Source organism: Nocardioides sp. Root190, assembly GCF_001428565.1.
Classification (GTDB): domain Bacteria; phylum Actinomycetota; class Actinomycetes; order Propionibacteriales; family Nocardioidaceae; genus Nocardioides.
Genome location: NZ_LMIA01000012.1, coordinates 158,877 through 172,489 on the forward strand (window position 1 = coordinate 158,877; position 13,613 = coordinate 172,489).

The following is a 13,613-nucleotide window of genomic DNA, read 5'->3' on the forward strand; positions in this document are numbered from 1 at the left end:
GATGGCCTAGGTTGCAGCCATGCCTCTCGACCCGGACCTCCAGCCCCTGCTCGGCCTCATCGAGGCCGGCACCCCGCTCCACGGCCTGACGCCGGCCGAGGCACGGGACTCGTTCCGCAAGCTCACCGTCGACTTCCGGCCGCCGGACTCGATGGCCGAGGTCGCCTCCGTGCAGGACTCGACCGTCGCAGGCGCCGACGGTCCGCTCCCGGCGCGGGTCTACCGCCCGCTCGGCGTCGACGGCGCGGTCCCGACGGTGGTCCTCCTGCACGGTGGCGGGTTCGTGATCGGCGACCTGGACACGCACGACGCGATGGCCCGCGCGATCTGTGCCGGGACGTCCTCCGTCGTGGTGGCGGTGGACTACCGGCTCGCACCGGAGGCGAAGTTCCCGGCCGCTGCCGAGGACGCCATCGCGGCCGTGCGCGACGTGCAGTCCCGCCTGTCGGAGTACGGCGCCAGCCCGGTCCTCGCGGTGGCCGGTGACTCGGCCGGTGGCAACCTGTCGGCCGTCGCGGCCCAGCAGGTGCCGGGGGTGGCGGCGCAGCTGCTCGTCTACCCGGCGACCGACGTGCTCGGCACCTACGCCTCACGCGAGGAGAACGCGTCGGGCTACTTCCTCGACCAGCCGACCCTGATCTGGTTCATCGGGCACTACGCGGACACCGCCGCCGACCTCGACGACCCGCTGATCTCGCCCATCCACGGCGCCCTGGAGGGCCAGCCTCCTGCCGTCGTGGTCACCGCGGAGTTCGACCCGCTCCGCGACGAGGGCATCGCCTATGCGGACGCGCTCGCAGCGGCCGGCGTCGAGGTCCACCAGACGACGTACCCGGGACTGATCCACGGGTTCTTCGACATGGGACCGTGGTCGCCGGCCTGCCAGCGCGCGATCGACGAGACGATCGCCCGGTTCGGTGACCTCCTGGCGAAGGCGTCGGCTCAGGCCTGATCCACGCGGTCCTGGTCCACGCGGTTCTGGCCGACGTGGCTGGGCAGGACGCAGGCCGCGTCCAGGCCCAGCACCCGGTTGAGCCGACCGAAGGCGAGCCACGACCCGAGGCACATCGACAGCTCGGCGATCTCACGATCGGAGTAGTGGGTCCGCAACCGCTGCCAGAAGCCGTCGTCGATGCCGTGGTGGTCGAGGGCGTACCTCTCGGCGTACTCCGCCGCGAGCCTGGTCCGGTCGTCGAAGTCGCGCGTGGTGCGCCACTCGGTGACGGCCTGGTCGAAGGTGTCCTCCACCTTCTGGCCCTCGCGCTCGGTGCGCCAGTCCTGGCAGAACAGGCAGCCGTTGATCTGGGCGATCCGCAACCGTGCGGCCTCGAACTCGCGGAGTCCCAGCGTGCTGTGCTCGTAGACGCTCATCGCGAGCGTCGACGCCGCAGGACCGATGCCGGGGACGAGCTCGCCCCAGACGTAGAGGAGCGGGTCCTTGCCCTCGGGGATGTCGATGAACACGCTCATGCCTTCCGGTTGCGGAGGTGGACGCTGGGCTGCAGCGGGACGTCGAGTCCGTCGTACAACCCGGGTGCCGCGGTCCGCAGCCACGGGATTGCGTTGACCAGGCGGTTGGCCGCCGTGGCGTTGCCGCCGGCCGCGCGGTTGCCGCCCTCGTCGGTCGCCTCGACGTTGATCTCGATCCGCGGCCGCCCCTCGACGATCACGCGGTGCGCACCGTCGCCGCCGTCGGGCGGCATCGGCCAGTCGCGGGCGCAGTCCCCGGTGATCCGGGTGACGTGCTCGATCACGATGCGCGGCTCGCCGTCGACGATGCCCTGGACCTCGAAGCGCAGGGCGCCCTGGGTCCCCGCCTCGAAGAGGCCGAGCGCCGTGGTCACCGAGGCCTCCAGCGGTGCTCGCTCGACGGTCTCGCGGAGCTCGTCGACCTCCACGCCGAGGGCTCGCGCGATCAACCGGACCTGCCCTCCCCACACCATGGACGGGATGCCGGGGGCGACCATCATCGGCTCGTAGTCCATCGGCTGGCCCATCCCGACGATGAAGCGGACCGACTCCTCGGCGTCGTAGGTCGAGTAGTCGAAGATCTCCTGGCAGCGGATCTGGTCGATCTCGGAGGCCAGACCGCTGACGAGGGCCGGCAGGAGGTCGTTGCCCCAACCCGGATCGATGCCACTGACGAACAGGGCCGAGCCGCCTTCCGCGCAGGCCTTCTCGAGCGGCTCGCGCAGCTCCGCGGGGGCGCTGCGGTGGTCGTAGAGGGCGTAGATCGACGGCGAGACCACGACGGCCCCTCCGGCCAGCGCCCTGGCGATGTCGACGGCCGCCTCGTCGGGGCGCAGCTCGCCCGACGCGGTGTAGGCGACCGCTCCCCCGCCCTGGAGCGAGCCCAGGGCGGCGTCGACGTCACGGGTCGCCGCGACACCGAGCGAGCGGCCGAGGTCGGCCAGGTCCCCGGCGTCACGGCCCTCCTTGGCCTCGTCGGAGACGATGACCGCCGCCAGGGAGAGCCCGGGGTGGGCGGCCACGGAGCGGATCGAGGCCCGCCCCATGTTGCCGGTGCCCCAGACCACGACCGGTACGGGTGAATAGAACGTGTTCTCGTTCGCCATGAGGGGAGGTTAGGCCCCCAGGTGCCGGAAAGGTAGTGCGACACCGTGTCTGAATTGGTGAGGCCTTGCGCCGGTGGTCGGGTGGTCAGCGTCGGGCGGTGACGTAACAGGCGACGGCACTCGCAGCAGCCACGTTGAGCGAGTCGATGCCGTGCTCGATCGTGCGCGCCATCGGGATGATCGCCCGCCGGTCGGCACTCTGCTCCCATCGAGGTGACAGCCCGTGCCCCTCGGAGCCGAGCACGAGGGCGACCTTGTCGACACCGGCCACGGCTTCCTCGATGGGTACGGCGTCCGGGGCCAGGGTGAGCGCGACGGTCGTGAACCCCGCTGTGCCCAGGTCCGGCAGCGCGTCGTACCACTCGGGCAGGCGGGTCCAGGGCGTCTGGAAGACCGCCCCCATCGCGACCTTGATCGAGCGCCGGTAGAGCGGGTCAGCGCACCGCGGAGCGAGGAGGACGGCATCGAAGCCGAGCGCCGCGCCGCTGCGGAAGATGGCCCCGACGTTGGTGTGGTCCACGAGGTCCTCGAGCACCAGCACCGACCGGGCGCCGTCGAGGACCTCGGCCACCGAGCGGAGCGGGCGCCGCTCGAGGGAGGCCAGGGCGCCACGGTGGACGTGGAAGCCGGTGACCTCCTCGGCCATGCTCTCCGGCAGCACGAAGCACGGGGCCTCGGAGCGCTCCAGGATGTCGGCCAGCCCGTCGAGCCAGCGCGGTGCCATCAGGAACGAGCGCGCGTCGTACCCCGCCTCGATCGCACGGCGCACGACCTTCTCGCCCTCGGCGAGGAACAGGCCGTGCTCCGCCTCGAGGTTCTTGCGGAGCTCGACGTCACGCAGGTCGCGGTAGTCGGCGAGCCGGGGGTCGTCGGCCGAGGTGATCTCGACGAGCTCGGCCACCCTCAGGCCCGGAAGGCGTCCGGGTGGGCGACGGCGACGACGTCGCCGACCACGATGATCGCGGGCGGCTTGACCGATTCGGCCTCGAGCCGGGCCGCGAGGGTGCCCAGGGTGGCCAGCACGGTCCGCTGCGTGGGCATCGTGCCGTCACAGATGACCGCGACGGGCGTGGCCGCGGCTCGACCTCCGGCGACCAGGGCCTCCGCGATGTGGGGCGCGTTCTCGACGCCCATCATCACCACGATCGTGCCCTGCATCTTCGCCAGTGCGTCGTAGTTCACCAGCGCCTCGGGGTGACCCGGCGGCAGGTGGCCCGAGACGACCGTGAACTCGTGGGTCACGCCACGGTGGGTGACCGGGATGCCGGCGATGCCCGGCACCGACACGGGTGAGGTGAGGCCGGGGATCACGGTGACGGGGACACCCGCCTCGCGGCAGGCGATGATCTCCTCGTAGCCGCGACCGAAGACGAAGTTGTCGCCGCCCTTGAAGCGCACGACCCGCTTGCCCTCGAGGGCACGCTCGACGATCACCCGGTTGATCTCCTCCTGCATGGCGGAGCGGCCGCGCGGCAGCTTGGCCACGTCGATCAGCTCGACGTCGTGCGGGAGGTCGCCCAGCAGCTCGCGCGGCGCGAGACGGTCCGCGACGACGACGTCGGCCGCCATCAGTGCCTTGCGGCCGGCGATGGAGATCAGCTCCGGGTCGCCCGGTCCGCCGCCCACGAGGGTGACGCCGGCGGTCCGTTCACGGTGGTGGGGTGCGGCGATGGTGCCGTCGCGCAGTCCGGCGACGATCTCGTCGCGCACCGATGCCGAGCGGCGCGGGTCGCGGTTGCCGACCACGGCGATGGTGATGCCGGCCTCGCGGCCGACGGCGGGGGTCCACGCCGTACCCAGGGTCGCGTCGTCGGAACGCACGCAGAACACCCGCTGCGCCTCGCAGAGCTGCGACACGTGGTCGTTGACGGCACGGTCGTCGGTGACCGCGATGACGTACCAGGCGCCGTCGAGGTCGGCGTCCTCGAACGGGCGCTCGTGCCAACCGATCTCGCCGGATCCGACCAGTCCCTCGATCGCGGGAGTCACGACCGGTGACACGACCTGGACGTCCGCGCCGACGGCGATCAGCTGCGGAACGCGCCGCTGGGCGACGTGGCCACCTCCGACGACGAGGACGCGACGTCCCGCGAGACGAAGACCGGACGGGTACGGCGGGAAGTCACTCACGCCCCCATTCTCCCGACATCGGCAGCCCGGCCGACGACGAGGGCCCAGTACGCGGACGACGGCGGCTACGTTGGGTGACATGAGTCTCGATCGCCCCGTCACCCCGGACCCGTATCCCCTGCTGCCTGCAGCACCGTCCTTCGACGTGTCGAGCGTCGACGTCACCGATGGCCAGCCCCTCGCGGACGCCCAGGTGTACTCGCTCGGCAACACCTCTCCGCAGCTCACCTGGGAGCCCGGCCCCGAGGGCACCCAGAGCTATGTCGTCACCTGCTTCGACCCCGACGCGCCGACGCCGAGCGGCTTCTGGCACTGGGTCGTGGTCGACGTGCCCGGCGACGTGACCAGCCTCGACACCGGGGCCGGCGCCTCCGACGACGCCCTCCCGGGCGCTGCCTTCCACGTCCGCAACGACTTCGGTACCCCCGACTACGCCGGTGCCGCCCCGCCGGAGGGCGACCAGGTGCACCGCTACTTCTTCGTGGTCCACGCGGTGAAGGAGCCGACCCTGGGGGTCGACTCCTCCGCCACGCCCGCCGTGGTCGGCTTCAACCTGGCCTTCAAGACGGCCGGCCGGGCGATCCTCACCGGGACGTACGCGCACTGACGGGAGCTGCTAGAGGCCCATCGACTTCGCGAGGATCAGCTTCATGACCTCCGAGGTGCCGCCGTAGATCCGGGTGACCCGGGTGTCGGCGTACAACCGTGCGATCGGGTACTCGTTCATGTAGCCGTAGCCACCGTGCAGCTGGAGGCAGCGGTCGATCACCCGGCCGGCGACCTCCGTGCAGAACAGCTTCGCCGAGGCGGCGTCGACGGCAGTGAGGTCACCGGCGTCGTGGGCCTCCAACGCGCGGTCGACCACGGCCTGGGCGGCGTCGACCTCGGCGCGGCAGGCAGCCAGCTCGAACTTGGTGTTCTGGAAGGAGGCGACGGTGTTGCCGAAGACCTGGCGCTCCTCGACGTAGGCCTGGGTGAACCGGATCGCGGCCTCGGCCTGGGCGTAGGCGCCGTAGGCGATGCCGAGCCGCTCCTGCGGGAGGTTCTGACCCAGGTAGGAGAACCCCTCGTTCTCCTCGCCCAGCAGGTCCTCGACCGGCACCCGGACGTCGGAGAAGGACAGCTCGGCGGTGTCGGAGGTGCGCAGCCCGATCTTGTCGAGCTTGCGGCCCACCTCGTAGCCCGCCGAGGTCGTGTCCACGGCGAACAGCGAGATGCCGAAGCGGCGGTTGTTGTCGAGCGGCGGGGACGTCCGGGCGCAGACGATAACGCGGTCGGCGAGCACGCCACCCGTGATGAAGGTCTTGGCGCCGTTGAGGACGTAGTGGTCGCCGTCGCGCTTCGCGCTGCTGCGCATTCCCGCGAGGTCCGACCCGGTGCCCGGCTCGGTCATCGCGATCGCCCACATCTCCTCGCCACCGACGAAGCCCGGCATCCAGCGCTTGAGCTGCTCCTCGGTCCCGAGCTTCATCAGGTACGGCAGGCAGAGCTCGACGTGGACGCTCGAACCGCCGAGCTGGATGCCCGCGCGGGTCGCCTCCTCGGTCAGGATCGCGGAGTACTTGAAGGACTCGATCCCGGCGCCGCCGTACTCCTCGGGCACCTCGATCCCGAAGATCCCGAGATCTCCCAGCTTGCGGTAGAGCTCCTTGGGAACGATCCCGGCGTCGTACCACTCCTGGTAGTGCGGGACGACCTCCGACTCCAGGAAGGACCGGAAGGTCTTCCGGAAGTCTTCGTGCTCCTCGGTGAAGACGCTGCGGCGCATGATGCTCCTCTCACGACGATGTGGTGGCCCATCGTGCCACCATCACTGTCACGATCGGTGACCGATCACCGCACGGCGTTCCCGCCGGCCTCGCGCAGGAGCTGCTCGAAGGGCGTCGGGGCAGCGAACTCGTCGGCGACCTGTCGCCGGACCGGAGCTGCCGCGGGCTCCCCTGCGCCGTTCCCGAGCAGAGCGGCGAGCTCCGCGGCGGCCCGGTCGACCCGCTTGTCCAGCGAGCCGTCATCGGTGGCACCGAAGTCCTCGGCGGCAGCGAAGACGCCCGTCGGGACCACGACTGCGTGGAGATGGGCGAACAGCGGTCGCAGCGCGTGGTCGAGCGCGAGGCTGTGCCGGGCCGTGCCGGCCGTGGCCGCGATGACGACCGGTTTGCCGTCCAGGGTCCCCGGCTCGAGGACGTCGAAGAACGTCTTGAACAAGCCGGAGTACGACGCCGAGAACACCGGCGTCACCACGACCAGCGCGTCGGCGCGGCGGACCTGCTCGAGCGAGGTCGCGAGGTCACCCGTCGGGAACCCCGTGAGCAGGTGGTCGGCGAGCGCGTGGGCCAGCGGCCGGAGCTCGACGTGCTGGACGTCGACCTCCTGGCCGCGGGCGGCCACGCTGCGTCGCACCGCCTCGCCGAGCTTGTCGGCGAGGATCCGGGTGGAGGACGGGACCGAGAGCCCCGCCGAGACGACGACCACGCTGGTCATGCGTCGACCTCCTCCTTCTGGAACCGGTCGGTGGTACCGGTCATCGTGTCCTCAGCGTGCACCGTGCTGTCCTTGGCGCCGCCGGCCGCGGCGACCCGCGACGCGTGCGTCGGGGCGTCGGGGACGTGGGCGGGTCGACCCTCGGCGAAGCCCTTGCGCATCTCCGGCAGGATCTCGCCGAGCAGGTCGAGCTGCTCGAGCACCGTCTTCAACGGCAGACCGGCGTGGTCGACGAGGAACAGCTGGCGCTGGTAGTCGCCGGCGTACTCGCGGAACGACAGTGTCTTCTCCAGCACCTGCTGGGGAGAGCCGACGGTCAACGGAGTGTTCTGGGTGAACTCCTCCAGCGTCGGGCCGTGGCCGTAGACGGGGGCGTTGTCGAAGTACGGCCGGAAGTCGCGGACGGCGTCCTGGCTGTTGTGCCTCATGAAGATCTGGCCGCCGAGTCCGACGATCGCCTGGTCCGCCGAGCCGTGTCCGTAGTGCTCGAAGCGCTGCCGGTAGAGCTGCACCATCTGCTGGGCGTGCGAGGACGGCCAGAAGATGTGGTTGTGGAAGTAGCCGTCGCCGTAGTAGGCCGCCTGCTCCGCGATCTCGGGGCTGCGGATCGAGCCGTGCCACACGAACGGCGCGACACCCTCGAGCGGACGCGGCGTGGCGGTGTAGCCCTGGAGCGGGGTGCGGAAGCGGCCCTCCCAGTCCACGACGTCCTCGGACCAGAGCCGGCGCAGCAGGGCGTAGTTCTCGATCGCCAGGTTGATCCCCTGGCGGATGTCCTTGCCGAACCACGGGTAGACGGGACCGGTGTTGCCACGACCCAGCATCAGGTCGACCCGACCGTCGGTCAGGTGCTGGATCTTCGCGTAGTCCTCGGCGATGAGCACCGGGTCCGTCGTGGTGATCAGCGTGGTGGCCGTCGAGAGGATGATCCGCTCGGTCTGGGCGCCGATGTAGGCGAGCGTCGCCGTCGGGTTGGACGCGATGAACGGCGGGTTGTGGTGCTCACCGGTGGCGAACACGTCGAGGCCGATGTCCTCGGCCTTCTTCGCGATCGCGACCGTCGCCTTGATCCGCTCGTACTCCGTCGGAGTACGTCCGGTCGTGGGGTCCGTGGTGACGTCACCGACGGTGAAGATGCCGATCTGCATGATCCACTCCCTGGGGCTGTTCGGGATGCTGTCCTGTCCTCCGCTCCAACGGGTGACATGTCAACTATATTCCGGAACGGTCCCCGATGTCACACGGGGCGGAGTCGCGGCGCACGATCAGCACCGCACGGTCGTCGTCTCCCCGGTCCACCTGGGCGATGATCCGCTCCGCAGCGCCCTCCCAGCAGTCGAGCACCGCCTCACGCGCCACCCGGCGCAGCCAGTCGATGCCGTCGTCGATGTCAGCGGAACGGGACTCGACCACCCCGTCGGTGTAGAAGAGCAGCGCCTCCCCCGGAGCGAGGCTGCCCTCGCTGGGGACCACCTCGGGCACGTCGCTGACACCGAGCGCCGTGCCGCGGGCGTTGTCGGTCTCCCATCTCCCGGGTCCCGGCTCCCACCGCAGGGCGGGCGGGTGGCCCGCGCTCCGGATCCGGTAGGCGCCGGTGTCCAGCTCGAGCACGACCTGGACCGCCGTGGCGATGCTCTCGTCCGACGGTTGGCGCTGCAGGTAGCCGTTGGCCGCGAGCAGCAATGTGTCCTCCGGAACCGCAGCGATGAGGCTCTCGAGCGCCCCGGCGAACTGGAGCGCGGCCGGCACCGCCGAGGCGCCGCTCCCGCAGACGTCGACCAGGATCATCTGGAGCAGGCGGCCGTCGGCCGACAGGTCGCTGACGATGAAGTCGCCGCCGTACTCATAGCCCTCGGCGCCGAGCATGGCCGACTGGTGCGCCCAGCCGTCCGGCAGCACGGGCATCCGGCCCCGTGCGAGCAACCGGTCGCGGAGCCGGGCCCATTCGGCATGGTCGTCCATCGGGCCAGCGTACGCACGGGTAGCCTGCGAGCGGGCCCGGTCCGGCCAACCCCCCTTGGTCGGACCGGGTCTTCTGACGTCCGGGTCCTAGAATCGGACCGTGACCGAGCCGAGCGTCGTCGACATCCTGGGCGAACCGTGGCTCGCCGAGACGATCCCGCTGCCCGACGACTTCGAGGGTGAGGTCGTCGCGACGCTCGTCAGCCGCAGGTCAGAGACCGCGACCGCTCGGGCAACCCTCCACGTCCACGGGTTCTCGGACTACTTCTTCCACACCGAGTACGCCGACTGGTGGCTCGCGCGCGACCACGACATGTACGCCCTCGACCTGCGCAAGTACGGCCGCTCGCTCCGGCCGCACCAGTCCGCGACCTACGTCGAGGACCTCGACGACTACTTCGCCGAGCTCGATGCCGCGTGGGACCGGATCACCGTGCGTGACGGGCACACCCGCGTCGTGGTGTCGGGCCACTCGACGGGTGGTCTCGTCGTCGCGCTGTGGGCCCACGCCCGCCAGCCGGCCGAGCTCGCCGGGCTCGTCCTGAACTCGCCCTGGCTGGACCTCCAGGGCCAGGCCTGGATGCGCTCCCCCGCCGTTGGGGCGGTGATCGGCCAGCTCGCCCAGCGTCGTCCGCTGGCGGCCCTGCCCCGCGAGGTGAAGGGGTACTACGGCCGCAGCCTGCACCGCGACCACGACGGGGAATGGGACTTCGACCTCACGTGGAAGCCCGTGGAGTCCTTCCCCGTGCGCTTCGGCTGGCTCCGCGCGATCCGCCAGGGCCACGCGCGCCTCCAGGCCGGGCTCGCGGTCGGCGTACCCGTGCTCGTGCTCTCCTCGGACCGCAGCAGCTCACCGGCGAGCATGGACGAGGACGTGTTCAGCACCGACATCGTGCTGGACGTCGCGCAGATCCGGCGCTGGTCGACCGCGGTCGGTCAGCACGTCACCTATGTCGCCGTCCCGGGTGCGGTCCACGACGTGGTGCTGTCCCGCGACACGCCGCGCGCACGCGCGTACGAAGAGATCCGACTCTGGTTGGACGCGTACGTGCTCCGCGACCAGTAGTCTCCGGCCATGGATCCCGTCACTGGACTCTCGCTCGGTCGCATCGTCATCGGCATCGGCGCACTCGTCTCGCCCTCGACGACGGCCAAGCTCTTCGGCCTCGACCCCACGACCAACCCGCAGGTCGGGGTCTTCGGACGCATGTTCGGCGCGCGTGAGATCGCCCTGGGTGCGGTCACCCTCGTCTCGAAGGGTGCGCTGCGCCGCAACCTGACCCTCGTCGGCATCGCCGTCGACGGGGCCGACGCCGCCAGCGGGGTCATCGAGGTCAAGGGTGGCGGTGCGCCGAAGCTCCAGGGTGGTGCGCTCGTCGGCGTCGCACTCGGAGCCGTCGGCTCGGGCATCGCAGCGCTCGCCCTCAACCGGGGGAAGTGAGCCCGGGCAGGTGGGTCAGGTCGCCACGATGATGGCGACCGCCACCAGCCCGACCACGACGATGATGCTGCGCAGCGCCAGCGGCGGGAGCTTGCGGCCCACGGCGGCGCCCAGGAAGCCACCGATCACGGCGCCCACGCCGATCACGAGGACGATCAGCCAGTCGATCTCGACGTCGCTGCCGAACAGACCGAGCTCAGCGGCGACGACGAAGATCAGCCCGGCGACACCGTTCACGACGGCCACGAGGACGTTCTTCACGCCGTTGAGGCGCTGCAGCGACTCACCGATCCCGATGCCCAGGATGCCCATCAGGAGCACTCCCTGGGCGGCGCCGAAGTAGCCGCCGTACACGCCGGTGGCGAAGGCGGCCGCCAGCACCCAGGCCGGCTCCGCACCGGGCCGCGGGGCGCTCGCCTCCTCGCCGGACTCTCCCCCGGACTCGGTCTCGCGTCGTGCAGCCCGCTCGGCGACGTACCTCGACAGCCGAGGCTGGACGATCACCAGGGCGACCCCGAGCAGGATCAGGACGGGGACGACGGCCTCGAACGCGCCGGGCGGCAGCACGAGCAGCAGGACGGCGCCGAGCACACCTCCCGAGGTGGAGAAGACCAGGAGACGCACGATCCTGGCGCGCTGGCCGACCAGCTCGCGCCGGTAGCCGACCGCTCCGGCGACCGAGCCCGGCACCAGGCCCAGGCTGTTGGACATGTTGGCCGTGACGGCCGGGACGCCCAGTGCCAGCAGCGTCGGGAAGGTGATCAGGGTCCCGGATCCCACGACGGCGTTGATGGTCCCGGCACCCACTCCGGCGAGCAGGATCGCGAGGAGCTCGAGCGCACTCACTTCTGGAGGTCGGCCCCGGGCATGATCGCCGAGCCGAGTCCTTCGAGCGCCTTGCCGATCTCGCTCGGGATGATCCACACCTTGTTGGCGTCGCCCTCGGCGATGCGCGGGAGCATCTGGAGGTACTGGTAGGCCAGCAGGCCCTGGTCCGGGCGGCCCTCGTGGATGGCGCGGAAGACCGTCTGGATCGCCTCACCCTCACCCTGCGCCCGCAGGATGGCCGCCTCGCGGTCTCCCTCGGCGTTGAGGATCGCGGACTGCTTGTTGCCCTCCGCGGTCAGGATGGCGGACTGGCGCTGGCCTTCGGCGGTCAGGATGAACGCGCGCTTGTCGCGCTCCGCGCGCATCTGCTTCTCCATCGCGTCCTTGATCGAGGGCGGCGGGTCGATGCCCTTGATCTCGACCCGCTTGACCTTGATCCCCCAGCGTCCGGTCGTCTCGTCGAGCACCGCGGACAGGCCGCTGTTGATCGACTCGCGGCTGGTGAGGGTCTGCTCGAGGTCCATCCCGCCGACGACGTTGCGCAGCGTGGTCATGGTCAGCTGCTCGATCGCCTGGATGTAGTTGGAGATCTCGTAGGTCGCCGAGATCGGATCGGTGACCTGGAAGTAGATGACGGTGTCGATGTCCACCGTCAGGTTGTCCTCGGTGATCGCCGACTGCGGCGGGAAGCTCACGACCTGCTCGCGCAGGTCGATCATGTAGCGGACCTTGTCGATGAACGGCACGACGAAGTTGAGACCCGCGGGGAGCGTCTCCTTGTACTTGCCGAAGCGCTCGACGATGCCCGTGTAGGCCTGCGGGACCACGCGGATCGACTTCGCGATCACCGTGATGACGAAGAGCAGCAGGAGGGCGAGGACGACCAGGATGATCACAGCAGGGGCTCCTTCGGGGGGTTCGACGAGGAGACGGGGCGCACGTGCGCGGTGGCGCCGGTGATCGAGACCACCTCGACCGTGCGGCCCACGTGGATGTCGCTCTCAGCGCCCTCGGAGACCGCGAGCCAGCTCTCGCCGCCGATCTTGACGCGGCCGGGGCGGTGCTCGACGACGGCTTCGGTGACGATGCCGCGTGCTCCGACCAGGCTGGCCGGCCCGAGGACGAGGTCGGGACCGCCGTGGAGGCGGCGTACCAACGGTGGACGGACGCCTGCCAACAGCAGCAGTGCTGCCGCCGAGGCCACGAGCACCTGGACGATCACTCTGTCGGTGACGAAGGCCGAGCCCATGCCCGCGAGGGCACCGCCGGCGAGCATCAGCAGGAAGAGGTCCAGGCTCAGCATCTCGGCCAGCGCGAGGGCGATGCCGACGCCCAGCCACGCTTCCCAGAGGTGATCACTCAGCCAGTCCATGACCGCACCCTAGAGGATCGCTCAGCCGCGGCGTTGACGCCTGCGGGCGGCGAAGCGTCCGTCGTGCTCCTCGAGCACCAGGGGCATCCCGAAGGTCGCCGACAGCGCCGCTGCGTTCAGCGTCGACTCCAGCGGTCCCTCGGCCACGACGGCACCCTCGCGCAGCATCAGCACGTGGGTGAAGCCAGGAGGGATCTCCTCGACGTGGTGGGACACCAGGACCGTCGCCGGCGAGGTGGGGTCGTAGGCGAGCACGGACAGGGTGGACACCAGGTCCTCGCGCCCGCCCAGGTCGAGTCCCGCCGCGGGCTCGTCGAGCAGCAGCAGCTCCGGGTCGGTCATCAGCGCGCGGGCGATCTGGACACGCTTGCGCTCGCCCTCGCTCAACGTGCCGAACGTGCGATCCGCGAGATGGGTGACACCGACCTCGCGCAGCAGGGCGTCCGCGCGGGCGTGGTCGACCTGGTCGTACTCCTCGCGCCAGCGGCCCAGGACGCCGTACGACGCCGACAGCACCACGTCGCGGACCTTCTCCTGGCGCGGGATCCGCTCCGCGATGGCTGCGCTGGAGACACCGATGCGCGGGCGGAGGTCGAAGACGTCGACGCTGCCGATCAGCTCTCCGAGGACGCCGACGGCTCCGGTCGTGGGGTACATCTGAGCCGCGGCGATCTGCATCAGCGTGGTCTTGCCCGCGCCGTTGCCGCCGAGCAGGATCCAGCGCTCCCCCTCGCGCACCACCCAGCTCACACGGTCCAGCAGCGTGGACTGGCCACGCCGAACGGTCACCTCGGCGAGCTCGAGCACGGCGGACATGCAGGCC

At 70.7% G+C, this 13,613-nt stretch carries 15 protein-coding genes and 1 pseudogene; 4 read left to right on the forward strand and 12 right to left on the reverse strand.

Going from position 1 to position 13,613, the window contains the following annotated elements; all coding sequences use genetic code 11:
• Positions 1-19 precede the first annotated feature (19 nt).
• Positions 20-952, forward strand: a complete 933-nt coding sequence (locus ASE01_RS19135) for an alpha/beta hydrolase (protein WP_056756143.1) — start codon at positions 20-22, stop codon at positions 950-952.
• On the opposite strand, the gene ASE01_RS19140 is transcribed toward ASE01_RS19135, so the two are convergent.
• The 4 genes from ASE01_RS19140 to cobA all read right to left on the reverse strand — a co-directional run bounded on the left by ASE01_RS19140 (position 943) and on the right by cobA (position 4,706).
• Positions 943-1,470: a carboxymuconolactone decarboxylase family protein gene (locus ASE01_RS19140; RefSeq protein ID WP_235536106.1), complete on the reverse strand. Its 528-nt coding sequence runs from the start codon at positions 1,468-1,470 to the stop codon at positions 943-945. The two genes, ASE01_RS19135 and ASE01_RS19140, sit on opposite strands and share 10 nt — an antisense overlap.
• Positions 1,467-2,576 (reverse strand): dihydrodipicolinate reductase, encoded by a 1,110-nt coding sequence (locus tag ASE01_RS19145; RefSeq protein WP_056756147.1) that lies wholly within the window; start codon positions 2,574-2,576, stop codon positions 1,467-1,469. Before ASE01_RS19145 ends, ASE01_RS19140 begins: the two co-directional genes overlap by 4 nt.
• Before the next feature lie 85 nt (positions 2,577-2,661).
• A complete protein-coding gene (locus tag ASE01_RS19150; RefSeq protein WP_056756151.1) occupies positions 2,662-3,477 on the reverse strand; it encodes a TrmH family RNA methyltransferase in 816 nt (271 codons plus the stop codon).
• Between the two features lie 2 nt (positions 3,478-3,479).
• Entirely contained in the window at positions 3,480-4,706 is a 1,227-nt protein-coding gene (cobA, locus tag ASE01_RS19155) for a uroporphyrinogen-III C-methyltransferase (RefSeq protein WP_056756154.1), read from the reverse strand.
• 79 nt (positions 4,707-4,785) lie between these two features.
• Between cobA and ASE01_RS19160 the strand changes: the two genes are divergently transcribed.
• Positions 4,786-5,313: a YbhB/YbcL family Raf kinase inhibitor-like protein gene (locus tag ASE01_RS19160; protein WP_056756157.1), complete on the forward strand. Its 528-nt coding sequence runs from the start codon at positions 4,786-4,788 to the stop codon at positions 5,311-5,313.
• Positions 5,314-5,322: 9 nt separating this feature from the next.
• On the opposite strand, the gene ASE01_RS19165 is transcribed toward ASE01_RS19160, so the two are convergent.
• From ASE01_RS19165 to ASE01_RS19180, 4 genes are all read right to left on the reverse strand, one after another.
• Positions 5,323-6,474, reverse strand: a complete 1,152-nt coding sequence (locus ASE01_RS19165) for an acyl-CoA dehydrogenase family protein (protein WP_056756160.1) — start codon at positions 6,472-6,474, stop codon at positions 5,323-5,325.
• Between the two features lie 65 nt (positions 6,475-6,539).
• Entirely contained in the window at positions 6,540-7,187 is a 648-nt protein-coding gene (locus ASE01_RS19170; protein ID WP_056756162.1) for an FMN reductase, read from the reverse strand.
• A complete protein-coding gene (locus ASE01_RS19175; protein WP_056756165.1) occupies positions 7,184-8,335 on the reverse strand; it encodes an LLM class flavin-dependent oxidoreductase in 1,152 nt (383 codons plus the stop codon). The genes ASE01_RS19170 and ASE01_RS19175 overlap by 4 nt, the downstream gene beginning before the upstream one ends.
• 64 nt (positions 8,336-8,399) lie before the next feature.
• Entirely contained in the window at positions 8,400-9,149 is a 750-nt protein-coding gene (locus ASE01_RS19180; RefSeq protein ID WP_056756168.1) for a PP2C family protein-serine/threonine phosphatase, read from the reverse strand.
• A 100-nt stretch (positions 9,150-9,249) separates the two neighbouring features.
• Between ASE01_RS19180 and ASE01_RS19185 the strand changes: the two genes are divergently transcribed.
• Together ASE01_RS19185 and ASE01_RS19190 are read left to right on the forward strand one after the other, a co-directional pair.
• Entirely contained in the window at positions 9,250-10,215 is a 966-nt protein-coding gene (locus ASE01_RS19185) for an alpha/beta hydrolase (RefSeq protein WP_056756170.1), read from the forward strand.
• A 9-nt stretch (positions 10,216-10,224) separates the two neighbouring features.
• Positions 10,225-10,590 (forward strand): DUF4267 domain-containing protein, encoded by a 366-nt coding sequence (locus ASE01_RS19190; RefSeq protein WP_056756172.1) that lies wholly within the window; start codon positions 10,225-10,227, stop codon positions 10,588-10,590.
• 15 nt (positions 10,591-10,605) lie between these two features.
• On the opposite strand, the gene ASE01_RS19195 is transcribed toward ASE01_RS19190, so the two are convergent.
• The 4 genes and pseudogenes from ASE01_RS19195 to ASE01_RS19210 all read right to left on the reverse strand — a co-directional run bounded on the left by ASE01_RS19195 (position 10,606) and on the right by ASE01_RS19210 (position 13,606).
• On the reverse strand, positions 10,606-11,436 hold the full coding sequence (locus ASE01_RS19195; RefSeq protein ID WP_056756175.1) for a sulfite exporter TauE/SafE family protein: 831 nt from the start codon (positions 11,434-11,436) through the stop codon (positions 10,606-10,608).
• Positions 11,437-11,459: 23 nt separating this feature from the next.
• Positions 11,460-12,314 (reverse strand): annotated as a pseudogene (locus ASE01_RS19200) (SPFH domain-containing protein); the annotation flags it as partial.
• Positions 12,311-12,790 carry an NfeD family protein gene (locus ASE01_RS19205; protein ID WP_056756178.1) on the reverse strand — a complete coding sequence of 160 codons (480 nt, stop codon included), beginning with the start codon at positions 12,788-12,790 and terminating at the stop codon, positions 12,311-12,313. The pseudogene ASE01_RS19200 and the gene ASE01_RS19205, both read right to left, overlap by 4 nt.
• Positions 12,791-12,811: 21 nt before the next feature.
• Entirely contained in the window at positions 12,812-13,606 is a 795-nt protein-coding gene (locus ASE01_RS19210; protein WP_056756181.1) for an ABC transporter ATP-binding protein, read from the reverse strand.
• Positions 13,607-13,613 lie beyond the last annotated feature (7 nt).

Coding starts and splice junctions, on each gene's coding strand:
- ASE01_RS19210 (WP_056756181.1), bottom strand. CDS start 13,606: ATGTCCGCCGTGCTCGAGCTCGCCGAGGTGACCGTTCGGCGTGGCCAG.
- ASE01_RS19205 (WP_056756178.1), bottom strand. CDS start 12,790: ATGGACTGGCTGAGTGATCACCTCTGGGAAGCGTGGCTGGGCGTCGGC.
- ASE01_RS19190 (WP_056756172.1), top strand. CDS start 10,225: ATGGATCCCGTCACTGGACTCTCGCTCGGTCGCATCGTCATCGGCATC.
- ASE01_RS19180 (WP_056756168.1), bottom strand. CDS start 9,149: ATGGACGACCATGCCGAATGGGCCCGGCTCCGCGACCGGTTGCTCGCA.
- ASE01_RS19170 (WP_056756162.1), bottom strand. CDS start 7,187: ATGACCAGCGTGGTCGTCGTCTCGGCGGGGCTCTCGGTCCCGTCCTCC.
- ASE01_RS19145 (WP_056756147.1), bottom strand. CDS start 2,576: ATGGCGAACGAGAACACGTTCTATTCACCCGTACCGGTCGTGGTCTGG.
- ASE01_RS19140 (WP_235536106.1), bottom strand. CDS start 1,470: ATGAGCGTGTTCATCGACATCCCCGAGGGCAAGGACCCGCTCCTCTAC.
- ASE01_RS19160 (WP_056756157.1), top strand. CDS start 4,786: ATGAGTCTCGATCGCCCCGTCACCCCGGACCCGTATCCCCTGCTGCCT.
- ASE01_RS19135 (WP_056756143.1), top strand. CDS start 20: ATGCCTCTCGACCCGGACCTCCAGCCCCTGCTCGGCCTCATCGAGGCC.
- ASE01_RS19165 (WP_056756160.1), bottom strand. CDS start 6,474: ATGCGCCGCAGCGTCTTCACCGAGGAGCACGAAGACTTCCGGAAGACC.
- ASE01_RS19175 (WP_056756165.1), bottom strand. CDS start 8,335: ATGCAGATCGGCATCTTCACCGTCGGTGACGTCACCACGGACCCCACG.